Origin of the sequence: Candidatus Aalborgicola defluviihabitans, from assembly GCF_016705985.1 — a bacterium.
Taxonomy (GTDB): Bacteria; Pseudomonadota; Gammaproteobacteria; order Burkholderiales; family Burkholderiaceae_C; genus Allorhodoferax; species Allorhodoferax defluviihabitans.
Genome location: NZ_JADJKN010000023.1, coordinates 407,599 through 431,825, shown reverse-complemented (window position 1 = coordinate 431,825; position 24,227 = coordinate 407,599). Strand labels below are relative to the sequence as shown.

Annotated in this window: 16 protein-coding genes, 1 tRNA gene and 6 pseudogenes; 9 read left to right on the top strand and 14 right to left on the bottom strand. The window is 61.2% G+C overall.

The window, feature by feature from the left end:
- Positions 1–4 precede the first annotated feature (4 nt).
- The gene (locus tag IPI80_RS18015; protein ID WP_413862490.1) at positions 5–1,144 is read right to left on the bottom strand and encodes a M14-type cytosolic carboxypeptidase; all 1,140 of its coding nucleotides are present in this window, start codon (positions 1,142–1,144) and stop codon (positions 5–7) included.
- Positions 1,145–1,362: 218 nt separating this feature from the next.
- Between IPI80_RS18015 and IPI80_RS18010 the strand changes: the two genes are divergently transcribed.
- On the top strand, positions 1,363–1,830 hold the full coding sequence (locus tag IPI80_RS18010) for a glycine cleavage system protein H (RefSeq protein ID WP_413862489.1): 468 nt from the start codon (positions 1,363–1,365) through the stop codon (positions 1,828–1,830).
- Entirely contained in the window at positions 1,827–2,219 is a 393-nt protein-coding gene (locus IPI80_RS18005) for a DsrE family protein (protein WP_413862488.1), read from the top strand. Before IPI80_RS18010 ends, IPI80_RS18005 begins: the two co-directional genes overlap by 4 nt.
- A gap of 46 nt (positions 2,220–2,265) precedes the next feature.
- Here IPI80_RS18005 and IPI80_RS18000 read toward each other — a convergent pair.
- The 7 genes from IPI80_RS18000 to fdnG form a co-directional block, all read right to left on the bottom strand.
- Positions 2,266–2,361, bottom strand: a tRNA-Sec gene (locus IPI80_RS18000).
- An 11-nt stretch (positions 2,362–2,372) separates the two neighbouring features.
- Positions 2,373–4,301 carry a selenocysteine-specific translation elongation factor gene (selB, locus tag IPI80_RS17995; protein ID WP_413862487.1) on the bottom strand — a complete coding sequence of 643 codons (1,929 nt, stop codon included), beginning with the start codon at positions 4,299–4,301 and terminating at the stop codon, positions 2,373–2,375.
- Positions 4,302–4,317: 16 nt separating this feature from the next.
- Entirely contained in the window at positions 4,318–5,799 is a 1,482-nt protein-coding gene (selA, locus tag IPI80_RS17990; RefSeq protein WP_413862486.1) for an L-seryl-tRNA(Sec) selenium transferase, read from the bottom strand.
- On the bottom strand, positions 5,799–6,800 hold the full coding sequence (gene fdhE, locus IPI80_RS17985; protein ID WP_413862485.1) for a formate dehydrogenase accessory protein FdhE: 1,002 nt from the start codon (positions 6,798–6,800) through the stop codon (positions 5,799–5,801). The genes selA and fdhE overlap by 1 nt, the downstream gene beginning before the upstream one ends.
- An 83-nt stretch (positions 6,801–6,883) precedes the next feature.
- Positions 6,884–7,537, bottom strand: coding sequence for a formate dehydrogenase subunit gamma (locus IPI80_RS17980; protein ID WP_413862484.1), 654 nt, complete (start codon positions 7,535–7,537; stop codon positions 6,884–6,886).
- Complete coding sequence (fdxH, locus tag IPI80_RS17975; protein WP_413862483.1) at positions 7,534–8,448, bottom strand: formate dehydrogenase subunit beta; 915 nt, start codon at positions 8,446–8,448, stop codon at positions 7,534–7,536. The genes IPI80_RS17980 and fdxH overlap by 4 nt, the downstream gene beginning before the upstream one ends.
- A 2-nt stretch (positions 8,449–8,450) precedes the next feature.
- On the bottom strand, positions 8,451–11,531 hold the full coding sequence (fdnG, locus tag IPI80_RS17970) for a formate dehydrogenase-N subunit alpha (RefSeq protein ID WP_413862482.1): 3,081 nt from the start codon (positions 11,529–11,531) through the stop codon (positions 8,451–8,453).
- A 519-nt stretch (positions 11,532–12,050) separates the two neighbouring features.
- Here fdnG and dbpA point away from each other — a divergent pair.
- A complete protein-coding gene (gene dbpA / locus IPI80_RS17965) occupies positions 12,051–13,460 on the top strand; it encodes an ATP-dependent RNA helicase DbpA (RefSeq protein ID WP_413862481.1) in 1,410 nt (469 codons plus the stop codon).
- A gap of 6 nt (positions 13,461–13,466) precedes the next feature.
- Here dbpA and IPI80_RS17960 read toward each other — a convergent pair whose 3' ends face one another.
- Positions 13,467–14,264, bottom strand: coding sequence for a CAP domain-containing protein (locus IPI80_RS17960; protein WP_413862480.1), 798 nt, complete (start codon positions 14,262–14,264; stop codon positions 13,467–13,469).
- A 197-nt stretch (positions 14,265–14,461) separates the two neighbouring features.
- A complete protein-coding gene (locus IPI80_RS17955) occupies positions 14,462–16,054 on the bottom strand; it encodes an FAD-dependent oxidoreductase (RefSeq protein WP_413862479.1) in 1,593 nt (530 codons plus the stop codon).
- Between the two features lie 56 nt (positions 16,055–16,110).
- Here IPI80_RS17955 and glpK point away from each other — a divergent pair.
- Positions 16,111–17,627: pseudogene (gene glpK, locus IPI80_RS17950) on the top strand (glycerol kinase GlpK).
- 21 nt (positions 17,628–17,648) lie between these two features.
- Here glpK and IPI80_RS17945 read toward each other — a convergent pair.
- Positions 17,649–17,783: pseudogene (locus IPI80_RS17945) on the bottom strand (hypothetical protein); the annotation flags it as partial.
- A gap of 33 nt (positions 17,784–17,816) precedes the next feature.
- Between IPI80_RS17945 and IPI80_RS17940 the strand changes: the two are divergent.
- Both IPI80_RS17940 and IPI80_RS17935 read left to right on the top strand, forming a co-directional pair.
- Positions 17,817–19,061, top strand: a complete 1,245-nt coding sequence (locus IPI80_RS17940) for a D-alanyl-D-alanine carboxypeptidase family protein (protein WP_413862478.1) — start codon at positions 17,817–17,819, stop codon at positions 19,059–19,061.
- A gap of 572 nt (positions 19,062–19,633) precedes the next feature.
- On the top strand, positions 19,634–19,999 hold the full coding sequence (locus IPI80_RS17935) for a hypothetical protein (protein ID WP_413862477.1): 366 nt from the start codon (positions 19,634–19,636) through the stop codon (positions 19,997–19,999).
- A 416-nt stretch (positions 20,000–20,415) separates the two neighbouring features.
- Here IPI80_RS17935 and IPI80_RS17930 read toward each other — a convergent pair.
- From IPI80_RS17930 to IPI80_RS17920, 3 pseudogenes are all read right to left on the bottom strand, one after another.
- Positions 20,416–20,889 (bottom strand): annotated as a pseudogene (locus IPI80_RS17930) (dihydrolipoyl dehydrogenase); the annotation flags it as partial.
- A pseudogene (locus tag IPI80_RS17925) lies at positions 20,882–21,051 on the bottom strand (transposase zinc-binding domain-containing protein); the annotation flags it as partial. The pseudogenes IPI80_RS17925 and IPI80_RS17930, both read right to left, overlap by 8 nt.
- A gap of 187 nt (positions 21,052–21,238) precedes the next feature.
- Positions 21,239–21,881, bottom strand: a pseudogene (locus IPI80_RS17920) (IS5 family transposase); the annotation flags it as partial.
- 291 nt (positions 21,882–22,172) lie between these two features.
- Here IPI80_RS17920 and IPI80_RS17915 point away from each other — a divergent pair.
- The 3 genes and pseudogenes from IPI80_RS17915 to IPI80_RS17905 all read left to right on the top strand — a co-directional run bounded on the left by IPI80_RS17915 (position 22,173) and on the right by IPI80_RS17905 (position 24,226).
- A complete protein-coding gene (locus IPI80_RS17915) occupies positions 22,173–22,517 on the top strand; it encodes a carboxymuconolactone decarboxylase family protein (RefSeq protein ID WP_413862476.1) in 345 nt (114 codons plus the stop codon).
- A gap of 26 nt (positions 22,518–22,543) precedes the next feature.
- Positions 22,544–23,948, top strand: a pseudogene (locus IPI80_RS17910) (ABC transporter substrate-binding protein).
- Positions 23,882–24,226 carry a hypothetical protein gene (locus IPI80_RS17905; protein ID WP_413862475.1) on the top strand — a complete coding sequence of 115 codons (345 nt, stop codon included), beginning with the start codon at positions 23,882–23,884 and terminating at the stop codon, positions 24,224–24,226. Before IPI80_RS17910 ends, IPI80_RS17905 begins: the two are co-directional and overlap by 67 nt.
- Position 24,227 lies beyond the last annotated feature (1 nt).

Genomic DNA, 24,227 nt, shown 5'->3' with positions numbered 1-24,227 from the left:
CCGATTACAGCGTAGCCAACAAAGGCTGCAGCACGCTCGCCCCCAGGCGTTTAGAGCGCTCACCGTTCCAGCCTACGGCCGCATCGGGGTGCTGGGCGTTGTCCTTGAATGGCATCTCGATGGTGAACGCCAGGCAGCCAAACTGCTGTGCCACCCAGTTGGTGGCCAGGGTGGGGTTGGCGGTGCCCGGTTCGCTGCGCCCGTAGTTAACCGTGTCCTGAAAATCGGGGCAGTTGGCCAGCCAGGCCGCCTTGAAGGCATCCTCCAGCGCGGCGATGCGCTCGGTGTAGCCGGGATTTCCTTCAGAGCCGACACAGAAGTTGTAGGGCAAACCTTCGTCACCATGGACATCCAGGCACAAGTCCACGCCGGTTTCCAGCATCTTCTGGCGTACCAAAAATACCTCGGGGGACTTCTCCATGGTGGGCGCTACCCATTCTCGGTTCAGGTTGGCACCGACCGCATTGGTGCGAAGATTGCCGCGCACTGCGCCGTCCGGGTTCATGTTGGGCACCACATGGAACACGCAACGCTGCAGCAGCACACGGCTGACTGAATCGTCACCGTCGAGCAGGCGCTCCAAAAATCCTTCGGCGAACCATTCCGCCATGGTCTCGCCAGGGTGCTGGCGGGCAATCAGCCAGACTTTTTTCTTCTCTGCATCAGGGATGGTGCTACCGGCATCGGTGATGCGCAGCACGCTCATGTCGCGGCCATCGCATGTGCTACCCAGCCACTGCAAGCCCACGTGCGGGGATTGGGTGGCCGAACCGAGCAGGTCCAGATGCTGCTCATACGAATAGGGTTCGAAGTACGCAAAATATGTGGCGTTGCTCTCTGGCGTGGTGCGCACTGTCATCACGGTACCATCAAACGCGGTGTCGACTCGAAACCAGTTCTGGCGGTCGTGGCTGGCCACCACCTGGTAGCCATCCCAGCCCTTGGGGTAAGCGCAGGCGCCGGCATTCATAAAGCGCAGGGTCACGGGCAGGCCCACAGCCCCGTGCAGACAAAAGTGGAACCACTGGGCAAAGTCGCTGGCATTGTCGGCGCGGATGGCCAGTTCGATGTTGCGGTGGTCTTGCAGGCTCAGCACCTCAATGGCGCCGGAATCGAATTGAGAAGAAATATGAAGTGAGCTCATGCGGACGATTGTAGGATTGCACCGCTGGGGCACCAACGGGTGTTCTGTCGCATTACGCTATAACGCTAGTCCACTCAGTGGGGACCTTTTCAGTGTTGCCTTAAACTAACCTGCCTCCGCGAAAACCGGGGCGATTCAACCCATTGCTTTGATAACCGATTCCGCTGTATCGACAAAAGGTCAAGTCTGTTTCGATTTCTATTTCGTCTACCTAGACCATGACTGCGTTGAAACTAAGCTATCCACCTGATCTGTATTTCCTGATGGAGCACCAGGTCTGGGCCAGGGTGGAAGGTGATGGAACGGCTACGGTGGGCATTACCGAACTGGGCATTGCGTTGTCGGGCGAAATTTATATGTGCCGCCCCAAGCGTGTGGGCACCGCAATAGAGCAGGCTGCCACGGTGGCTGTGGTGGAACTGTCCAAGTCCATTGTGGCGGTTAAAACGCCGGTGTCCGGTACGGTGGTGGCGGTCAACTTTGCCCTGGAAGATCGTCCTTTTCTGGTCCACCAGGATCCCTATGGCGACGGCTGGATTGCACGCTTGCAGCTGGTCGATTTTTCTGCCGACGTGGCTGCGCTGGCTCACGGCGACGCGGTTGCACCGGCCATGGCGCGACATGCGCGGCTGTACGGCCATGTGCTAGAAGACGGTGGCGACCCTGGCACATCGGCGGCATCATGAGCTTTACCGAACACGATGCGGCCGGCGTGGCCATTCTGATGTGGGCTGCCGATCCCAGCCAGCCAGAGCGGCTGGCCACACCCCTGTTTCTGGCAGCGGCAGCTGCCGCCATGGACGTGCCGGTCGAAATTTATTTCACGGCGGCCAGCGTGCACCTGTTGGTGCCGGCGGTCGCCGCCCGCCTGCGCGCCAGCCCTCGGGTCGATAAAGCCATTGCCGACAACCTGCGAGAAGCTGTCGAGATGGGCGCGCGCCTGTTTGCCTGCTCGGACGCATTGCAGGCGCAGGGCTTGGATGCGGCCATGCTGATGCCGGGTTGCGGGCGCGGCGGTGCTGTGCAGTTCATGGCCCGTGCGATCGACCTGCGCTGGCGTACGCTGGTGTTTTGAGGCGCTGTCTAGCGCATCCAATTGACAAATTTAGGTTGAAGGGAAGTGGCGGAAGGGCATGGGAGTCGAACCCACCCAGCGACGCGTGGCGCCACCCACCGGGTTTGAAGCCCGGCCCACCCACCAGGATGGTTGCCCTTCCAATGACTGTCGTCAGCAGTCGATCGTACCCTCGAATAGTGTGCAGTCGCCACGCAGTTTATGCGTGTCACCCACGCGGCGGGTGAGGCCGATGCGGTCGAAGTGTTCCAGAATTTGAATAGCCCGTTTTCGCCCAAGGTGTGTGGCGTCGCGAAAATCTGCCGCCAGCACCACGTCGTCGTGCGCCCTGCCCACCTGACGTGCCAGCGCCGCCAGCTTTCGCATCGTTTCGGGTGGATAGAACAAGTCCTTCACGACCTGGTGCAGCTCACCACGGCGCGCCAACCGCGCCAGCGTGGTGCGCACCAGCGGCTCGGGTTCTTGTGCGTCGCGGGCCAGATCACGTGCCCAGGCCCCCTCGAATCTAGCCGCCGTAAGTGCGGTGGCGACCTTTTGGGCAATGCGTGTCTCGGTGACCGACAGTTGTGCACCATGGCTGGGCAAGTGCACCACGGCGCCGTGCAGTACCACCTGGCCCTGGCTGGCCAACTGATCCAGCAAGGCTTGCCACAAAGGTAGCGGCAGACGGGGTGCCGTCAGGCGGCGCAGGCGGGCACTATCCGGGCCCAGCTCGTCGGGTTGTCGCTCATGAAAGGCGTGCAGCGCCTGCAGCGCAGCCTGTTGAAATGCTTCTGTTTGTGTAGCGCCAAGCGCTTGGTCCGCCTGCCTTAGAACGGCAATTGGCAAAATTTCTTCATGTACGGCAGGTAGCCCCTGAGCCGCTGCAAAGCGCACCAGGTCCACGCCGTGGGGCGCCACGGTCAGCAGCACGGCTAGGCGCTGGGTAGTGCTGGGCTGTTTCAGCGCTGCTAACTCGGCCAGGCGCTGTGGCGTGCGCCGGTAACGCGTGGGGGCATAAGGATCGAGCACCGTGCCGCCGGCCAACGTGCGGCTGGCGGCAGCGTCGCGCAGCAGTACTCGCTCGCCGTGCCAGGCGCCCACGGGGGCGTGCAGCACCAATTGCGCCAACGCGGTGCCGCCGGGGGGCAGCAGGTCGGCATCCAGCAGTGCCACGGTCGCATTGATATGGGCGGCGCCGATATGCGCCTGCACATGGGCACCCGAGCGCAGTGCCCGGGCCTCACCTGGCCACAAGGTCAGCCGTAAGTCGATGCGGTCGCTGGCTACTGCTGCGGCTGGGGCGGCCAGCCACTGGCCGCGTGTGATGGCATCGCGGGCCAGCCCGACCAGAGCCACCGCGCAACGCTGGCCAGCGTAGGCGGTGGTGACGGCTTGGTTTTGCGCATGCAGGCTGCGCACGCGTGCGTACAGCAGCTGGCCCGATGCCCCTGGCAGCAAGGCTAGCTCGTCGCCCACGCTGACCAGCCCAGCATGGATGGTGCCGGTGACCACAGTGCCTGTGCCCTGCAGGGTGAAGGCGCGGTCGATGGCGAGGCGAAAAGCTTGGGGTTCAACACGACCTGCAGCGCTGGTGTCGTGCGCGTTTGCAGCATCAAAAAGCAACGTGCGCAGGCGGTCGATGCCTTCGCCGGTATGCGCCGAAACGGTGACGATGGGCGCACCCGCCAGCGGTGTATCTGCCACCAGCGCGACCATTTCAGCCTCCACTTCGGCGGCTCGACCCTCAGTGGCGCGGTCGGTCTTGGTGATGACGATGGCACCACGCCCAATGCCCAGCAGTGACAGCACCGCCAGGTGCTCGTGCGTTTGTGGCATGGGGCCGTCGTCTGCGGCAACCAGCAGCAGCGCATAGTCGATGACACTGGCGCCGGCCACCATGGTGTGCACCAAGCGCTCGTGGCCCGGTACGTCGATAAAGCCGATGCGCTGACCGTGCGGCGTATCCAGGTAGGCGTAGCCCAGTTCGATGCTGATGCCGCGTTTTTTTTCCTCGGGCAAACGATCGGTGTCCACGCCGGTGAGCGCGTGCACCAGCGTGGTCTTGCCATGGTCGATATGGCCTGCCGTGCCGATGATCATGCAAAAACCATAGCTGCTAGCGCTTGCTGCATAAGCGCAAATGGCCAATTTGACCTAAAAACAAGGATGCATCTTCCAGGCAACGCATGTCCAGCAGCAGGCGGTCGTCTGCGATACGTCCGATCACCGGCATGGGCAGGTGGCGCAGCGCCTCCGCCAATTGCTCCAGTGCGCGGCCGTTGCCCTTGGCCTGCACCGGCGCCATGGCCAGGCCGGCCGATGGCAGGCGCTCGATGGGCAGTGAGCCTGAGCCGATCTGGCCCTGCAGCGCCACCGGTTCAACGCGCCACAGCGGCCCTAGGGCGGCCTGCAGCGCAGGTTGCACAGCGCTTGCGGTGGCCTCAATATCGGCCAACGCCCGCGTCAGCAAGCGCAGCGTGGGCAAGTCCTGCGTCAGGCGCTCGGGGCGAAGGTACAAACGAAGCGTGGCCTCCAGTGCCGCCAGCAGCAGCTTGCTGACGCGCAGGGCTCGCTTGAGCGGGTGGCGACGAATACGATCGATCAGATCGCGGCGCCCGACGATCAACCCGGCCTGCGGCCCACCCAGCAGCTTGTCACCGCTGAAGGTGACCACATCGCAGCCAGCGCGCAACATCTCCTGCGGCAGGGGCTCACGCGGCAGGCCCCAGGCGGCAAGATCGACCAGTGCGCCGCTGCCCAGGTCGGTGATCATGGGCAGGTTATGGGCATGTGCAATGGTGGCCAGCGCGGTCTCGTCGACGCTGGCAGTAAAGCCCTGGACCACGTAGTTGCTGGTGTGCACCTTCATCAGCAGTGCGGTGCGCTCGCAGATGGCATGCTCGTAGTCGCGTGCGTGGGTCCGGTTGGTGGTGCCGACCTCGACCAGCCGGGTTCCGGCACTTTCCATCACGTCAGGCAGACGAAAGGCGCCACCAATTTCGACCAGTTCGCCGCGCGAGACGATCACCTCGCGATCCTTTGCCAGCGCGGCCAGACTGAGCAGCACGGCAGCGGCGTTGTTGTTGACCACCGTGGCGGCCTCGGCGCCGGTGAGCTGGCACAGCAGGCTCTCGACGATGCTGTCGCGGTCGCCCCGCTGGCCGCTGGCCAGGTCGTATTCGAGGTTGTTGGGCTGGGCCATCATGGCCTGCACATGGACAATAGCTGCCTCAGGCAGCAGGGCGCGGCCCAGGTTGGTGTGCAGCACCGTGCCGGTGAGGTTGAGCACCGTGCGCATGGCCGGCTGCAGCCGCGCCAGCACGCGCTGGGCCAGCGCGGTGGTAAGGACGTCGGGCGCAATCTGGCTGGCGGGCAATTGCTGGGCAACAGCTTGCTTACGCAGCGCGGCCAGCAAGGCGCGTGCTTCATCGGTGACCAGCCGATGGCCATGCTCGGCCACCAGGGCGACGCAGCCGGGCAGATGCAGCAGGCGGTCGAGCCCAGGCAGTTCGTGGGGTTGTACGTCGGTCTGGGGGGTAGCGCGGGAGGGGTGGCTAGCCTGCGAACCGTGGACCACGGATTCTTTGGGCAGAACCATCAACTCGCCCCGGGTTCGGTGTCGTGCTCGTCGTCACCAAACAGCAGCAGCATGTTGGTGCCATGACGGCTGAAGCCGGCTTCGGAGACCAGCAGGTCGAGCGTGAGTGTGGCCAGATCGTCGGCGACCGGCTCTACATGCAGGTCGCGTGCGACATGCATGATCTTCAGGTAATGGTGGCAGCTGTCGCAGGCCTCGGCCTCGACGACAGGCCGCTTTGGCTCAGTGTCGGAATCGACGTTGGGCCGCAGCGACTCGTAATGGATGCCCTGGGTCGCCAGGCAGTGTGTGCACTGGATGCGGCCCAGGTGCCACTGGGCATTGCACAGCGTGCAGTACAGGTAACGCTGACCTTCTTGCTGGCCGCCCAGTCGGATAATGCTGGTCACTGGCAGGCTGCCGCAGCAGGGACAGCGCGTGGCTTGCGTGGGCACCGGGAATGCGCTTAACTGGGCTGCGCCGGTGGCAGCGACCAGCTGCGTGAAGTACAGCTGCAGCCCTGCTGCGATCAACGGCGCGGCGGCCAAGTCCAGGCCAAGTGTGATGCCGGCCAACAAACGGTCGGCCTGTTGTTCCAGCGTAGTGTCGGGAAGTTGGATCACGGCCTGCACCGCAGCGCGTGCCGGGCTGTCGTTGGGCAACTGCTCCAACACTTGCTGTAGCAGGGCGCGCAGCTCGGCGCGCCACTGTCCATCGCGTGTCCAGCCGGTGGCGCCCAGTGCAGGCTGCCCCTCTTGTGCGGCGGAGTCCAGTTGGGCCAGCGTGGGCAGCACCATCGCTGTCTGACTTTGCACCCGGGCATGCTGGGCTTCACCCACCAGAGCCAGCAACATCAGGTAGTCGCGCATGGCATGGCTGGCAGCCAACTGACGCAAGCGTAGCGCGCGCTCGGCAAACAGGCGAGAAGGCTCGGGCAGAAGCAGCTGAGGAATTTCCAGGTCGGAACGCTGGACGATGTCCTCGGGAGTGCGGGTGATGGAGGTGGGAGGCTGAGCGTTCAAGATGGATAGAAATTAAAAAGCTGCCGTCAGTGTGTGCGACCGTGCGGCAGCTGTAAGCCAGAAGGAAGTGCTCGCCACAAATGTTACTTGCGCGGGGCCTTGGTTGCGGCCTGGCCCTGCATTTGCTCACGATACCACTGCGGATGGTGGTGCTTGGCCCAGCCGCCGCTTACGGTGCCGCGCACCATGGCATGCAGCGTTCCTTTGACCCACAAGGCAGCATAAACGTGGACAATAAAGCCCAACACCAGTACGAAGGCTGCGACGGCGTGCAGCAAAACGGCGACGCGCTGCAGCCCAATAGGCACGCTGCTGGCAAACCAGGCTTGCCAGAACAGCAGGCCGGTGGCCAACAACACGACCAGGCACGACGTGAAGAGCCAGAACACGATCTTTTGGCCCCCGTTGTATTTGCCAACGTTTTGCGGCAGCTGGGCTTGGTTGCCTTTGGACACAACGTCGCCCGCCGATGCAAGCCACTCCGAGTCTTCCTTGCGCCAGCGGTTGGCACTGACGAACATGAAGAACATGCCCAGGAACAGCACGAACATGGCAATGCCCAGGTAAGGGTGCAGGATGCGCGCCCATTGCGGGCCGCCAACCAGCGCCGTCAGCCAGAACAGCGCGGGGTGGAACAGCGCAAACCCGGACGCAGCGGCCAGGACGAAGCACGTTACCACCGCCCAGTGGTTGGAGCGTTGGCCCGCGTTGTAGCGTTGCAGCTGGAGCTTTTTCATGACTCTTCTCCTTGCGTTTCGCCGGAGGTGCCTGCGCTGGCTACCTCCTCGTCTTCTTCGGGAACTTCCAGCGGGCCTTTACGCAGGTAGTGGAACCACCCCGTGAAGGCCGCACCGGCCATAACAGCCAGGGCCACTGGCTTAGTCCAGCCCTTCCACAACGACACAAATGGGCTAATGCTCGGGTTCTGTGGCAGGCCAGTCAGCTGGGGCTGGTCGGCGTGCTTGAGCACATACATCACGTGTGTGCCACCAACGCCTGCCGGGTTGTACAGTCCGGCGTTTTTGAAGCCCCGCTCCTGCAGCTCTAGTGCGCGTTCCTCGCCAGAAGCCACCATGTCCTCTTTGGCACCAAAGGTTATGGCTCCGGTCGGGCACGTCTTGACGCAGGCCGGCTCCAGGCCAACGCCGACACGGTCAGAACAAAGGGTGCACTTGTACGCCTTGTTATCCTTTCCACTGATGCGCGGCACATTAAACGGGCAGCCCTTGATGCAGTAGCCGCAGCCAATGCAGTGCTCGCTGATGAAGTCCACAATGCCGTTGGCGTATTTGACGATGGCGCCTGGTGACGGACAGGCCTTCAGGCAGCCTGGATCATCGCAGTGCATGCATCCGTCCTTGCGGATCAGCCATTCGAGTTTATCCGGCTCGGGTTCGACCTCGAAGAAACGCATCAGCGTCCAGGACTGGGACGTCAAGTCACTGGGATTGTCATAGACGCCGATATTGCTGCCAACATCGTCGCGCAGGTCGTTCCACTCCATGCACGCGACCTGGCAGGCCTTGCAGCCTATGCACTTGGAGACGTCAATGAGTTTGGCGACCTCGGGCACATGGGCGCGTGCCTGTGGCGGTGGGGTTGTGGTGGCCGAGCGCGCGACCACGTTCTGTGATTGCAAACTGGACATGGCTACACCTTTTCAATGTTGACGAGGAAGGCCTTGAACTCCGGCGTTTGCGAGTTGGCATCGCCCACGAACGGTGTCAGCGTGTTGGCTAAGTAGCCATTCTTCGTCTGGCCTTTAAAACCCCAGTGGAAAGGTATGCCCACCAAGTGCACCTTTTGGTTGTTGCAGTCAAACGGTTTGATGCGCTTGGTGACGACCGCCTTGGTGACGATGTGGCCGCGGTTGCTGCTGACCTTGACGCTGTCGCCGTGCTTGATGCCCTTTTCCTTCGCCAGTTCTTCGCTGATTTCCACGAACGATTCGGGCTGCGTGATGGCGTTGAGCCGCGCGTGCTTGGTCCAGGTGTGGAAATGCTCGGTGAGCCTGTACGTTGTGGCCGAGTACGGAAACTCCTCCTTCTTCCCAAAGGCGTCCATGTCGCTCTTGAACACCCGCGCACAAGGATTGCTGGTGGCCTTGGGGTTATCGGGGTGCAGTGGGTTGACACCTATCGGCGTTTCGAAGGGCTCGTAGTGCTCGGGGAAGGGGCCTTCGGCCATGCCAACCGCGTGCAACCGGGCCGCACCTTCGGGCGTCATGATGAACGAGCCCACGTTTTCCTCGGGGGCGGCGTTCGGGCGCATGTCGGGCACATCGGGGCCTGTCCAGGCCTTGCCGTTCCAGGTCATGTACTTCTTGCTCTCTGCCCAGGGCTTGCCGTCCTTGTCCGCGCTGGCGCGGTTGTACAAGATGCGGCGGTTGGCCGGCCACGAGAAACCGAAGTTCTGGTACACCCCCAGCCCCGACGGGTCAGACAGGTCGCGCCGTGCGGCCATGTTGCCGGCCTCGGTCCAGCAGCCCGCGTACAGCCAGTTGCCGCACGCCGTGGAGCCGTCGTCACGCAGCATGGCAAAGCCCGGCAGCTGTTGTCCGGCCTTCACCAGTACTGCGGGCGGTGCCAACTTGTTGGCCGGGTCGGGCGGTGCCAGCACGTCGCTCAAGGCCTTGCCGTTGATTTCGCGCCACAACTCGTTCGGCGACGGCACCTTGGGCTGCGCATAGTTCCAGTCCAAGTGGGCAATTGGGTCGGAGAAGGCGCCGCCGTCCTTGGCGTACATCTCGCGCAGCTTGATGAAGAGCTGGGCCATGATCTCCGAGTCCACCTTGGCTTCGCCAGGCGGATCGAGGGCCTTGTCCTTCCAGATCGCGACGCGGCTGGAGTTGGTGATACTGCCTTCCTCTTCGGCAAAGCAGGCAGCGGGCAGGCGGAATACTTCGGTCTGAATGTTCTCCGGCTTGACGTCGTTGAACGGCCCGTAGTTTTGCCAAAAATCGGCGGTCTCTGATTCCAGCGGATCAATCATCACCAGGTACTTGAGCTTGGCCAGTGCCGACGACAGTTTGTTCTTGTTGGGAACGGTCGCCAGCGGGTTGAAGCCCTGCGAGATAAAGCCGGTCATCTTGCCCTGGTGCATCAGCTCGAACATGTGCATCACGTCGTAGCCGCCTTCGAGCTTGGGCACCCAGTCGTAGCAGAAGTTGTTGGCCGGCTGGGCTGCTTTGCCGTAGTAGGACTTCATCAGGCTGTTGAAGAACCTGGGAAAGTTGCTCCAGTAATTGAACTGGTTGGGCCGCAAGGCCTTGGGCGTGTTCCTGGCGATGTATTTTTCGTAGGTGACGTCACCATCCGTGGGTGCACTCAGGTAGCCCGAGAACACCTCGGCATAGGCGTTCATATCCGTCACGCCCTGCACATTGGAGTGGCCACGCAAAGCATTCACGCCGCCGCCCGGGCGCCCCATGTTGCCCAGCAAAAGCTGGATCATGGCCATGGTGCGTATGTTCTGGCTGCCCACCGTGTGCTGTGTCCAACCCAGCGCGTACAGGATGGTGCTGGTCTTGTCGGGAGCCGACATCTCGCCCAGCATGGCACAGATCTTCAGGAACTTGTCCTGCGGTGTTCCACAGATCTTCTTGACCATGTCCGGCGTGTAGCGGCTGTAATGCTTTTTGAGCTGCTGGTACACACACAGGGGGTCCTGCAGCGTGTCGTCCACTTTGATGTAGCCCTTATCGTCAAGCTGGTAGCCCCAGGTGGACTTGTCGTACTTGCGCGTGGCCTCGTCATAGCCGCTGAAAAAACCATTGTCAAACTGGTAGCCCGGCTTGGTCAGGAAAGTGGCGTCGGTGTTGAACTTGACGTAATCGTGGTGGATCTTGTCGTTGCTCAGCAACCAATTGATGATGCCGCCCAGGAAGGCGATGTCGGTCCCGTTGCGAAGCGGCGCATACACATCGGCCAGCGCAGACGTGCGGTTGAAACGCGGGTCCACCGAAATCAGCTTGGCCTTGCGTTTTTGCATGGCCTCCACCACCCATTTGAAACCTACCGGGTGGGCTTCGGCGGCATTGCCGCCCATCACAATAATCAGATCGGCATTTTTAATGTCGGTCCACGAGTTGGTCATCGCTCCGCGACCGAAAGTCGGGCCCAGACTGGACACCGTCGGTGCGTGTCAGATACGTGCTTGTGTATCGAGTGCGACCATCCCCAGGCCGCGAGCGACCTTGACGGACAGATAACTGGACTCGTTAGACGACGAGCTACAGACGAGAAAACCGGTGGTAGTCCAACGGTTTACCGTGGTGCCTGCAGCGTTCTTCTGGACAAAGTTGGCATCGCGGTCAGCCTTCATGTGCTTGGCGATGCGGGTCAGTGCATCGTCCCAGCTGATGCGCTTCCACTCTTTGCTGCCGGCTTCGCGCACGGCGGGGTACTTGACCCGGGATGGGGAGTTGATCATGTCCATGACACCTGCGCCCTTGGGGCACAGCGAGCCTCGGCTGACAGGGTTGTCGGGGTCGCCCTCCACATGGATGACGTGCTCCTTGGCGTTCTTGGCGCGGTCACCCAGTTTATAGATCAGCATGCCGCAACTGACAGAGCAGTAAGGGCAGGTGCTGCGCGCGACGGTGGCGCTTGCGAGTTTGAAGGCGCGGGTTTCAGCAAGGGCAGCTGTGGGTGAAAAACCCATCGCCACCAAGCTGGACCCGACCAGTCCCGCCGTGCTAACGCGGAAGAACTGTCTGCGATGCATATCCATGAGCTTGTCTCCTTTTAGTGTGCTGCATCGTAGGAATTGCATGCAGGCCATGAGCGGAAGGACGCAATCAGTTTATGCACGGGGCGATTTTGTTGGCTACAGGGTTTACCATGACGGTTACTTCAGTTACCTTGGATTGGCGAGCTGCGCAAGGTACTCAATCGGCGGCACTACCCACTGGAAGTGATGCTGGCGTGCGCAAAAATTGATCGCTGGAACTGAGACCATGGACATGATCAAAAAGAGGCAGATACGGGCAGATGCAGCGCTCCAAAGTCCAACCCATCTCCGCCGCTCAGCCGTTCTATGGTTTGGTTTTCTGAGATTCATTTACCAACGCAGCTTTGTTGGAAGGATCAAGGCTATTGCGGCAAAGTCATTACTATTAATTTGATAGTGATAGAGCAAGTATGGACGAGGGCTACAGTCCGCTTTTACTTAAACAATGTCGAGACAGCCTGTTTCACCCTCGCTGCGGTCTAGGCACCACTCCCTCCGTCGCCCACTGATAATCGGAGTATGACTTTCCCCACCGCCTTTGCTGCGCTCCCCCTCTCGCCCGCTACGCTGACCAACCTTACGCAGCTGGGCTACACCGACATGACGCCCATTCAGGCGGCCAGCCTGCCCATTGCGCTTGCGGGCAAAGACCTGATTGCCCAGGCCCAAACCGGCAGTGGCAAGACAGCGGCCTTTGCGCTGGCGCTGTTGGCCAAGCTCAACCCACGCTGGTTTGCCGTGCAAGCCATGGTGCTGTGCCCCACGCGCGAGCTGGCCGACCAGGTGGCGGTAGAGATTCGCCGCTTGGCGCGCGCGCAAGACAACATCAAGGTGATTACGCTGTGTGGCGGCATTGCGCTGCGTGGCCAACGTGCCAGCCTAGAGAACGGCGCACACATTGTGGTGGGCACGCCTGGGCGCATCATGGACCACCTGGAGCGTGGCTACCTCACGCTAGAGGGTCTGAACACCCTGGTGCTGGACGAAGCCGACCGCATGCTGGACATGGGCTTTTTTGACGACATCGTCAAAGTTGCCAAGCAGTGCCCAGCGGAACGGCAAACCCTGCTGTTCTCGGCCACCTACCCCGAAGGCATTGAGAAGCTGGCCCGGCAGTTCATGCGCGAGCCGCAGCGCATTGAGATTGCACCACCCAAGACCGAGAGCCTGATTGAGCAGCGCTTTTACGAAGTGACGCGCCAAACCCGCTTGCACGTAGTGGGCCAACTGCTGCGCCATTTCCGCCCGGTGAGCACGCTGGCGTTTTGCAACACCAAGCAGCAATGCAAAGACTTGGTGATCCAGCTCCAAGAAGAAGGCTTTTACGCCCTGGCCCTGTACGGCGAGCTGGAGCAGCGCGAGCGCGACCAGGTGCTGGCGCAGTTTGCCAACCGCAGCTGCTCGGTCCTGGTGGCCACCGATGTAGCCTCCCGTGGGCTGGACATCAACCAGTTAGAGGCCGTGATCAACGTCGACATCACGCCCGACCCCGAGGTGCATGTGCACCGCATTGGCCGCACTGGGCGCGCGGGCGAATCGGGCATGGCGCTGAGTTTGGTCAGCATGAATGAGATGGGCGCAGTGGGCAAGATTGAGCAGTACATGGGCAAGCCGTCCACTTTTTACCCGCTGGACACGCTCACCGCGACCAGTGCCACACCTCTGTTGCCACCGATGGTGACACTGCAAATTTTGGGTGGCCGCAAAGAGAAGATTCGCCCTGGCGACGTGCTGGGCGCGCTGACCAATGCAGAAGACGGCCCGGCCTACACGCGCGAGCAAATCGGCAGGATCCAGGTAACCGAGTTCTGCACCTTTGTGGCGGTGGCGCGCGATGTGGCCAAGGCGGCCTGCGCCAAGCTCAATGCCGGCAAGGTCAAAGGCAAGAGCGTGCGCGTGCGCATTCTCACGGTCTCAGACAATGCATAGGGCCTTTTAGGGCCGTCCCAGATCCATCGTCCAGTAGGTGCGATAGGTGGAGCTGTTGTTGATGACGCAAGCCACACCTACTTCGGTGTAGTTGACACCCATGATGTTGCTGCAATGTCCAGGACTGGCCATCCAGGCGGCCATAACGGAGGCCACACTTTCCTGACCTGCGGCGATGTTCTCGCCCAACCGTGACCAACTGTATCCAGTTGCCGAGATGCGCTGATCAAAGGTGCGGCCGTCCCGGCTGGTGTGCGAAAAATAGTTGTTGTTGGCCATATCCGCCGAGTGGCCCGCCGAGGCATCGAACAGCTTGCTATTCCAAGCCAGCGGCGCAGTGGCGGGGAAAGACGTAGTGCCGCAGGTTTGATTGCTGGCGCGGGCCTGGTTGATCAGCGCCATCAAATCCGTCTGAAAATTAGGCAGGCTGCAAGTATTGGCTGCTGTCAGTGTGCCGCCGGGCGTGTCCGTGGTCACCAGTGTGGCCGCGAGCAATGTGAACTCATTCAATTGCACCCGCACGTTGTTGTAGGTCGCACCCTGGAACACAACAGAGCCGAGGACCAGCAGGTTGCTGGCCGGATCGAAGGTATCGGGCACTGGTGTACCGTTGTCCACAGCCAGCAAGACATAAGAATTGACCGTCGCCGATACGTTCTGGTATTTGGCTCCGTTCACTGACACTGCGTTGATGAGCAGGCGGTTGATCGTGGGGTCAAAAGTGCTGGCTCCATATGCGTTAAGCGCCCCCCACATGGATACCAAGGCCAGGGCGCGTATGGTGCGCTGTTGTGCATTCTTCACGGTCAAACTCATCCTTTTCTTGTTACAGCCACTGGCGCGTTCAGCACCAATTTTCCAGCAATTTCATGATAGTCGACTGGTGAAATGCGTTACAAGGCGTTCCTCCCACATGCTGACTCCAATTGAATGGTGCTGATGACCTTGAAACCCGCGCAGAGTCTTTCCTGAACTAATCCGCGTCGCACCCCTGCCCCCGCTCAGGGTAGGGTGACGTAGCGCTCTGCCAGCGCCAGAAATTCATCCACGGTCACTGTGCACCCCAGCTCTTCGCCCAGCACCTGCGCAACACCAGGCGCTGCCGCTGCCGCTGCCCGGGCGTCAAGAAACAACAACCGACTGCGCCGCGCCAGCACATCTTCCACGGTGCGGGCATATTCATAGCGCGCGGCAAACCGCACCATCGCTTCGCTCAGATGGGGCGCCAGCATGCGTGTTGCGCCGGGTAACTGTTCCAACACGTCCCGTTCACTGCCATACAGATGGGTGCCAGGTGCCTCGCTGATGCGAACCGTCACCGCGCCAGGCGGCGGTGCCCCTACCAAGGCGTGGTGAGCGGTACTGGAATCGGGCAGCGTCGGCAGCAAGCCCGCAGCGACGCACTTGGCCACCACATCTTCCGCCATGGAGCGGTAGGTGGTCCATTTACCGCCGGTGACGGTGACCAGGCCCGAGCGGCTGATGGCCACGGTGTGCTCGCGGCTGATTCCTTTGGTACCGGCACCATCGTCTTCAGCAGGTTTGACCAAGGGGCGCAACCCCACCCAGACACTGCGCACATCACTGCGCTGGGGAGCGCGCTGCAGATACCGGGCCGACTCGCTGAGGATAAAGGCCACTTCCTCGGCAAAGGGCTCGGGCTCGCGCGCCAGATCATGGCGGGGCGTGTCGGTTGTGCCCAATATGACCTTGCCTAGCCAAGGCACGGCAAACAGAACGCGTCCGTCCGCTGTTTTGGGTACCAGCAACGCGTGGTCACCCGGAAGAAACTCGCGCTCCACCACCAGGTGCACGCCCTGGCTGGGCTCTACCATGGGGCTGCAGGTGCGGCCACAGGCCATGCTGTCTTGCTGGCGCAGCGCATCCACCCACACGCCCGTGGCGTTGACCACGCAGCGGGCGCGCACTTCCAGCACATCACCGGTTTCGGTGTCCCGTACCCGCACACCCGCAACCTGTGCATCCACATGGATCAGTTCCTCTGCCTTGCAGTAGTTGACCATCAGCGCCCCACTGGCAGCGGCCGTGCGCGCCAGCACCAGGGCCAGGCGGGCGTCGTCAAACTGGCCATCCCAATATTTGACACCGCCGCACAAATGCTTCGGGTTGACGCTGGGAAGGTAGGCGCGTGTCTGTGCGGTATTCAGGAATTCGGTGGAGCCTAAACCCGCCTTGCCAGCCAGCAGGTCATAGGCTTTGAGGCCCACACCGTAGAAGGGCGTCTCCCACCAGTGGTAGGACGGCATGACAAAGGGCAATGGCTGGGCCAGGTGCGGCGCGTTGTGCAACAGGTTGGTGCGCTCATGCAACGCATCGCTGACCAAGGCAATATCTCCCTGCGCCAGGTAGCGCACACCGCCGTGCACCAGTTTGGTGGCCCGCGACGATGTGCCTTTGGCAAAGTCGTGGGACTCCAGCAACACCACGCTCAGGCCACGCAGCACAGCGTCCAGCGCCACACCCAGGCCGGTAGCACCCCCTCCAATAACGGCCAGGTCGTAGGTGTGTGGTGTCTTCAAGCGCGCCAGTAGTTCTGCGCGCGCGGTTGGCAAGGGTTGAGCGGTTTGGTTCATGCGGCGTTTTTCGCTATGCTGGCATTATTGTTCCCTTTTCTATCGGAGCCTCTTGCATGCCTTACCTGCTCGCACTTGACCAGGGCACCTCCAGCTCGCGCAGCATCGTCTTTGACCAAGGTGGCACCGTGTGGCCATGGCCCAGCAAGAGCTACCCCAGATCTACCCGCAGCCCGGTTGGGTGGAACACGACCCTATGGCCATCTGGCAAACCCAGTTGGCAACCGCCCGCGCGGCGCTGACCAAAGCCGGCCTGGGTGCGCGGGACATTCACGCCATTGGCATCACCAACCAGCGGGAAACCACGGTGGTCTGGAACCGGCGCACCGGCAAGCCCATCCACCACGCCATCGTCTGGCAAGACCGCCGCGCCGAACCTGCTTGTGCCCAATTGCGCGCAGATGGCAAGGCACAGGTCATTCAGGCCAAGACGGGTTTGCTGGTTGACGCCTATTTTTCGGGTACCAAGCTGCAGTGGCTGCTGAACCATGTGCCCGGCGCGCGTGCGCAAGCGCTGGCCGGCGAGTTGGCCTTTGGCACCGTGGACAGCTGGTTGCTGTGGCAACTGACAGGCGGTTGCGATGACAGCACACGGGCACAGGCTCACCACGCAACCGATGTGAGCAACGCCTCACGCACTATGCTGTTCAATGTGCACACCAACCAGTGGGATTACGAGTTGCTGCAGTGGCTGAACATCCCCGCGAGCCTGATGCCCACAGTGCTCCCCTCCAGCGCCGACTTTGGCAGCGTCAAGGCCGATTTGCTGGGCGCACCCATCCGCATTGGTGGCATGGCCGGCGACCAGCAAAGCGCCCTGTTTGGCCAGGCCTGCTTTACCGCCGGCATGGCCAAGAACACCTATGGCACGGGTTGTTTCATGTTGATGCATACCGGCGAGAAATTTCAACTCTCACAAAATGGCCTGCTGACCACCAGTGCGGCACAGGTTGGGAAAACCCCCGAATTTGCCATGGAAGGCAGCGTCTTCGTGGGTGGCGCCGTGGTGCAGTGGCTGCGCGACGGGCTGGGTGCCGTGCACTCCAGCTCCGAAGTACAAGCCCTGGCCGAGTCGGTACCCGACACCGGCGGTGTGATGCTCGTGCCGGCTTTCACTGGCTTGGGCGCGCCCTACTGGAACCCACAGGCGCGCGGCACCATCACCGGCATCACCCGTGGCACCACCATGGCCCACATCGCCCGTGCGGCCCTGGAAAGCATTGCCTTCCAAAGTGCCGCGCTGCTGCACGCCATGGGCCGCGATGCGATTGCGCAGGGTGGACAGCCGGTGCGTGAATTGCGCGTAGATGGGGGCGCCTGCGCCAACAACCTTCTGATGCAAATGCAGGCAGACCTGCTGGGTATACCGGTGGTGCGGCCGGCCGTGATTGAAACCACGGCCCTGGGCGCCGCCTACCTGGCTGGCCTGGGTACCGGGTTGTATTCCAGCACCCAGGAACTGAGCAGCCAGTGGCGTGAAGAGCGTCGCTTTGAACCCACTCTTCCCAGAGACCAGGCTCAAGCCCGCATGGCGGATTGGGAGCACGCCGTGCGCCAGGCCACGGCACAATAGCGCGCCAGCCGCTGGGCGGCCTTAGATGTGCAGTGCGTGACCCAATGCGCGCATCGCGGCCTCTTGCACCGCCTCACCCAATGTAGGGTGTGCATGGATCGTGCCCGCTACGTTTTCCAGGCTGGCGCCCATCTCTAGCGAGTGCGAGAAGGCCGATCTACGACAATCAACGCTCTACCCAAAAACACAATGCAAAAAAAGACTTTCTCCATCCTCCCTCTCGTCCTGGCAATCGCTGCTGCCTCCCTGGTTCCTGCTTCGGCATCCTTCGCGCGCGGCCACAAGGCTACCAAACCCGCGGCTGCCAAAAAAGCCCGGGCCGCTCTGAACGCCCTGCCGCCACTTGCTGCCCAGATCAGCTTGGCGGGCAACCCACCGGCACTGCCTGCCAAGGCGTGGCTAATCATGGATTCTGACTCTGGCGAAGTGCTTGCCTCGGCCAACGCGGACGAAGCCCTGCCGCCGGCGTCTCTCACCAAGATGATGACCAGCTTTCTGGTCGAGCAAGCGCTGCGCTCCGGCAAGCTTAAGCAAACAGACCTGGTCTCGGTCAGTGAGAACGCGTGGTGCCGTGGGTCCAGCACCGAGTCGTGCATGTATTTGCCGCTCAACAGCCAAGCCACAGTGATAGACATCCTGCGCGGCATCGTCATCCAGTCGGGCAACGACGCGTCCAAGGCCATTGCCGAGCACATGGCCGGTTCCGAAGAAGGCTTTGCCAAGCTGATGAACGCCGAAGCCCAGCGCCTGGGCATGAAGAACACACATTTCGTCAACCCCACGGGTTTGCCCGACCCGCAGCACAAGTCGTCTGCGCTTGACCTCGCCATCTTGGCACGGGCCATCATTCGTGACAGCAAGGATTACTATCCAATCTACGCGGAACGCGATTTCAAATACAACGGCATCAAGCAAGGCAACCGCAACGCCTTGCTCTACACCGACCCCAGCGTTGACGGACTGAAAACGGGCCACACCCAAGAAGCCGGCTACTGCCTGGTCACTTCGTCCAAGCGCAACGACATGCGCCTGATCACCGTCATTCTCAACACCGATAGCGCCCAGGCGCGTGCTGACCAGACCCGCACGCTGCTAGGTTGGGGCTTTAGCAGCTTCGAGAAGGCGACCCCGATTCAACCGAACACCGTGATCACCAAGGCGAAGGTCAGCTTCGGCAAGGCTGACATGGTCGACGCGGGTCTGGCAGCCCCTTGGAGCCTGACCGTGCCGCGCGGCCAGACGGTGGAGACGGCGGTGGAGATCACGCCGGGCCTGGAGGCACCAATCGCCAAGGGCACTGTGGTGGGCAAAGTGATTGCCACTTCGAAGGGCAAAGTGGTGGGCGAAACGCCACTCGTTGCGCAGGCTGATGTGGAGCGCGCTGGATTTCTGATGCGCGGTTGGCAACATGTTGCCAAGTTGTTTGGGAAGTAAACGCCAGCAGGCTCGCGTGGCGTCAAAAGCATAAAGACTTTTGACGCCATGGCCGGGCAGCCAGAGTAGGCAGCGAACACGACATTACTACGAATTCCATAGCGCACTACCGATACTCGACAAGGGCTATAGGCCTATTTATCGGATGCAATCTATGCTGACTGCGAGCGCAAAGCGGTGAGCGTGGCCTGGGTGGCATTGCAGATGCCCACCGATCAAGCGGCACTGGCACCACGCCAGGTGGTGTCTGGGGCAACGCTACGCCATCCACCGTTTGGACACTGCGCGCATTACGCACGCGCGACGTGGCAACGCAAGTCCGGCGATCAGGAACGCTGCGGGCGCAGTCTGCACGGTGAGCAACGACACTGGACTGGGTCATAATCTCTTGACACAAGCAGGGGATTGGCTCAAATCCCGTATAGCCCAAAGCACACACACCACCGCCTCAAATGGCGCTTCAGTCCAACATGGTTTATCTGCCGCGAATCACGTCCTCGCTTCTTGCGCGCACTGTAGCGCGGTAGATAAACGCTGATTGTTAAAGCTTTCTCACCTGAAGGATGTCTTGCATGAACGATGCTTCTCTTCTCGCGCTTCTCAAGGATTGGCTGATTCCTTTGGGGTCAGTTGTCGTATCTGTGTGGTTCGCCGCCTCGGCAAAGAAAGATGCAGACCGCGCGGACCGTCTGCTTGCGCAAATTAAGGATTCCGTGGAGGGTTCGCAGCGAAAGATGATCGAGTCCGCTACCGGAATCCTGGATTCGATGCCGCAGGTCATTGAAGGGAAGGTGAGTCTCGCAAAACTACAGGCGGCGAATGCTGTCTTAGAGACCATCCGCGCAAACATCTCCAACCCGGGTCGAGTGCCAGCCGCGGAGCATGAGCAGCAGATGTTGGCGCTTTCTGCCCACCTAAGCATGCTGATCTCGAAATAAGGTTTGTGTTTCTTGCTGTTCATTGGAACTCCAACGCTCCTCTCTCGTTGCACAGCTTCAACAAGCCGGTCCATCGGACGCGCTATGCGCTGCGCTGATCGGCGGCGTTAAACCGCCGCCTGTCGTAGCCGATCGAACGGCTGCTGTCCCTTCTGGAATTTGTCAACTCTCGCAGCAAAGCCGGCCAATCGGACAAACTCAGCCTGGTTTGGAGGGTGTTGACGAACCAACACCTGTAGAACCAAAAAAATCAACCCGCGAGTGTGGGCCAAGGGAACGAATGTCCGGTCCACCAGTCCCGCCCAAAGGATGATGTGCAACGTACATTCACCACCCAATAGCTACCGTAAACATAGCACCAGTCTTATATTGCACGAGGGCTAGCGGCCCATTTTCCTTAAGACTTTGCCGCAAAACTAGATATGCAGCGCGTGCCCCAGCGCCCGCATCGCCGCCTCTTGCACCGCTTCACCCAAGGTTGGGTGGGCGTGGATGGTTCCCGCCACGTCTTCCAGCGTAGCGCCCATCTCCAGCGAATGCGAGAAGGCCGTGCTCAGCTCCGACACACCAGCCCCTACCGCCTGCCAGCCGACGATGCGGTGGTTGTCACGCCGGGCGACCACGCGCACAAAACCGTCGGTGGATTCCAGCGTCATGGCACGGCCGTTGGCGGCGAAGGGGAACTGCGCGGTGATGCAGTCCAGCCCAGCCTTGGCGGCGTCGGTTGGCGCAAGACCTGCCACCACCACTTCGGGGTCGGTGAAGCAGACGGCAGCAATGGCCGCAGGGGCGAAATGGCGGCGTTTACCCGAAATGATTTCGGCCACCATCTCGCCCTGCGCCATGGCGCGATGGGCCAGCATGGGCTCGCCCGTCAAATCGCCAATCGCGCACCGGCAGACGGGGAATACATGGTCCGTCAGGTGCGCAGCGGCCGCGGCCATGCGACGGGTGTTGCATGAAGGGCAGACGCCACGGCCTTTGCAGGAGAAGGCGACCAGAAAATCGGCACCACAATCGTCGCAGCGCACCCTGGCAAAGCCGTGGGCCACCGCTGTGGGATGAGTGTGGTGCGCAGAAATCGCAGGAGCAGGGAAAGGGTGTGGATGCTGAGCCGAACTGGGACCAGGCAAACCAATCACCGCCCGAGTACCCTGACGATCAGCGCACTACTTGGTGAATTTGCATTAGGTCGTAACGACTGCGCCGGGTTAGGGCTGTGTTCTTCGGCAGCCCGGAGTAAGCGTTTTCTTCCTGGTCGTGCAGCAGGCTGTTGCGCTCAAGCACGTCGTGCACATTGCCAGAGGTGCCTCGCGCGGTGTGGACTAACCCGGACTCTGAATCGACTCCAATGTGGGCCTTCATGCCGAAGTGCCACTGGTTGCCTTTCTGGCTGGAGTGCATCTCGGGGTCACGGGCCTTGTCTTTGTTCTTGGTGGAACTGGGTGCGGGAATGAGGGTGGCGTCCACCACGGTGCCTGTCCTGAGCAGCAAGCGGCGCTGGGTCAGCAGGTCGTTGACTGTGCCCAGGATCTGTTCGGACAGTTTGCTTCTTTCCAGCCGATGGCGGAAGCGCAGGATAGTGCTCCCATCGGGCAGGCGGGCGAATTCTTCAAGCTGCGCAAACTCGCGGTACAGCGGGGTGTCGAAGAAGGCTTCTTCCATGCCGGGGTCAGACAGGGTGAACCCTTGCTGAAGGAAGTGTGTGCGCAGCATGGTTTGCAGCGAGAAAGGCGGGCGGCCCTTCTTGTCTTTGGGGTAGTAGGACGCGATGAGTTCGACCAGCGCTGCCCACGGAACGACTTGGTCCATCTGCTCCAGGAACTCGCGCTTGCGGGTTTTTCTTGGCGCTCAGATTGAGTTTCAATGCGGTTTGCTCCATGCTATGTATTTTATAGCAAATGAGCATTTTTGTCAGCACATTTCAGCGGGAGTTATGCAGAGTTTCCTTTGTTGTGGTGCGGCGCGGCAGGCGACCCCCAAGAAATCCGACACCTTTCGGCCTGAGTCTCAACTCAGTCGTTCGTTCGTGCACATTTTTTCGCAGCACGAGATACGGGGTATCCGTCCAACTGAAGAAATTTATTGTCCCATCGGGAACGCGAAATCAGGGTTAACCCGAATAGTAAATGAACAGACAGGTCTGTACAGTTCATTCACTTTCCTTAACTACATGAATGGTTTACTCATGCATTACCACGCACCCTCCGACCACACCTTCAGCAAGCAACTGCGCACTGGCGCACCTGAGGCGTTCAAGGCTTTCATCGAATTCGACCAGGTGGCGTTTGCTGAAGGCGAGAACCGACTGGCGGTGAAAACGCGCGAACTGATCGCCATCGGTGTCGCTGCCACCACGCAGTGCCCCTACTGCATGGAAGCGCACGTAGCGGGTGCCAAGAAGGCAGGCGCAACCCAGGCCGAAGTGGCCGAAGCCATCATGGTGGCTTCGGCGCTGCGTGCGGGCGCTGCCTTCACACATGGCTGGATGGCCATGAAGTTTTTCGACAAAGACTAATCCTCCCTTCTCCCAGGAGACAGACCATGACCTTTTCCCACTTTGCACGCCGTACCACCACCATCGGCCTTGCCACCATGCTGGCTGGCGCACTGGTCGCCTGCGACAAGCCCGCTGGGCCTTCTGCATCCACCGCAGCCGCGCCAGCCGCGCCTGCAGCCGCAGACAAGTCGATTCCGACCTTCGTGTTTGGCCTTGCGAACGAGCCACGAACGCTGGATCCGGCCTATGTGTACGACGGCGACACGCTCCGTATCCTGGATCAGATCTATGAAACGCTGGTGCAGCTCAAGCCCGGAACTGCTGAGGTTGTTCCCGGACTGGCAAGTGCCCACACGGTGTCCGAAGATGGGAAAACCTACCGATTCACGCTGCGTGACGGTGTGACGTTCCACGACGGCACGCCCTTTAACGCTGCAGCGGTGTGTTTCAACTTTGACCGTCTTTACAACTTCAAGAACGTGCAGCAGACCTTGAGCCTGAGCACGTTCTGGCAGAACGTATTCGGTGGGTTCGCGACCCAGGATTTGCCCAGCTCGCCAAAATCCAGCCTGTACGCGTCGTGCGAAGCGCCCGACGAAAAAACAGCCGTGGTTCATCTGACCAAGCCATCGTCGGCGTTGATCCCGGCCTTGGCCTCGCGCTATTTCGGCATCGTGAGCCCGGCCGCCATCAAGGAGTACGGCGACAGTGTGGAAATCAGTGGGGCGTCGTTCAGTTTCCCCGGAAAGTTCGGCACCGAACATCCGACGGGCACCGGTCCGTTCAAGTTCGACAAATGGCAGCGTGGCGACAAGCTGGTGCTGGCACGCAACGACGCCTACTGGGGCAACAAGGCGAGCATCCAGAGCCTGATCTTCAAGGCCATTCCCGACGGGCCAGCGCGGCGCCAGGCGCTCGAGAGCGGCGAGATCGACGGCTACGACGCTGCGGCGCCGCAGGACGTGGAAGCGCTGCGCGGTGAGGGATACCTAGTGGTCGAGCGCACCAGGGTACAACGTGGGTTACTTGGGCTTTCAGAACAAGACTCCCCCGCTGGACAACCTGAAGGTGCGGCAGGCGCTCTCTCATGCCGTGAACCGTGAGGCGCTGGTCAGATCCCAGTACCCTGCTGGTGCGAAACTGGCAACGCAGTTCCTGACCTCGGATGTCCCGGGTTTCAACCCCGATCTGAAGTCGTATTCGTACGATCCGGAACTTGCACGCAAGATGCTGGCAGAGGCAGGGCACCCCAATCCGACGATTGAATTCTGGTACCCCACAGGCGTGTCACGCGCTTACATGCCCGATCCCAAAGCCATTATGGAAGCGTATAAGGCCGACCTGGAAAAAGTCGGGGTGAACGTGGTCGTGAAGGCCGTGCCGTGGACACCCAGTACGTGGCCGGCTTGCAGCAAGGCAAGGCTCCCATCTACATCGTGGGTCGCCTAGGAACCTACGCTGATGCTTCTGACTTCCTTGATTCGCTGTTCATCAACGGGCGGATGGCGACGTCTCCGGAAATCATCGCCGGCCTGGCAGCTGCACGCACGGAAGTGAATCTGGAAAAACGCGCCGAGCAGTACCAAAAAATCAGTGCCGAAATCATGGCGCTGGCGCCCGGTGTGCCGTTCGTGAGCGCCCCGACCCATTTGGTGTTCAAAGCCGGTACCAAGGGATTCGTTGCGTCGCCGATTGCACAGGAAAGCATGGCGTCGGTGCACCACTGAA

What these genes read in the sequence shown, in the direction of transcription:
- IPI80_RS18005 (WP_413862488.1), top strand. Translation starts at nt 1,827, where the DNA reads ATGAGCTTTACCGAACACGATGCGGCCGGCGTGGCCATTCTGATGTGG.
- IPI80_RS17935 (WP_413862477.1), top strand. Translation starts at nt 19,634, where the DNA reads ATGAACGATGCTTCTCTTCTCGCGCTTCTCAAGGATTGGCTGATTCCT.
- IPI80_RS17955 (WP_413862479.1), bottom strand. Translation starts at nt 16,054, where the DNA reads ATGAACCAAACCGCTCAACCCTTGCCAACCGCGCGCGCAGAACTACTG.
- selB (WP_413862487.1), bottom strand. Translation starts at nt 4,301, where the DNA reads ATGATCATCGGCACGGCAGGCCATATCGACCATGGCAAGACCACGCTG.
- IPI80_RS17915 (WP_413862476.1), top strand. Translation starts at nt 22,173, where the DNA reads ATGAATGGTTTACTCATGCATTACCACGCACCCTCCGACCACACCTTC.
- dbpA (WP_413862481.1), top strand. Translation starts at nt 12,051, where the DNA reads ATGACTTTCCCCACCGCCTTTGCTGCGCTCCCCCTCTCGCCCGCTACG.
- IPI80_RS17980 (WP_413862484.1), bottom strand. Translation starts at nt 7,537, where the DNA reads ATGAAAAAGCTCCAGCTGCAACGCTACAACGCGGGCCAACGCTCCAAC.
- selA (WP_413862486.1), bottom strand. Translation starts at nt 5,799, where the DNA reads ATGGTTCTGCCCAAAGAATCCGTGGTCCACGGTTCGCAGGCTAGCCAC.
- IPI80_RS18015 (WP_413862490.1), bottom strand. Translation starts at nt 1,144, where the DNA reads ATGAGCTCACTTCATATTTCTTCTCAATTCGATTCCGGCGCCATTGAG.
- IPI80_RS18010 (WP_413862489.1), top strand. Translation starts at nt 1,363, where the DNA reads ATGACTGCGTTGAAACTAAGCTATCCACCTGATCTGTATTTCCTGATG.
- fdxH (WP_413862483.1), bottom strand. Translation starts at nt 8,448, where the DNA reads ATGTCCAGTTTGCAATCACAGAACGTGGTCGCGCGCTCGGCCACCACA.
- IPI80_RS17940 (WP_413862478.1), top strand. Translation starts at nt 17,817, where the DNA reads ATGCAAAAAAAGACTTTCTCCATCCTCCCTCTCGTCCTGGCAATCGCT.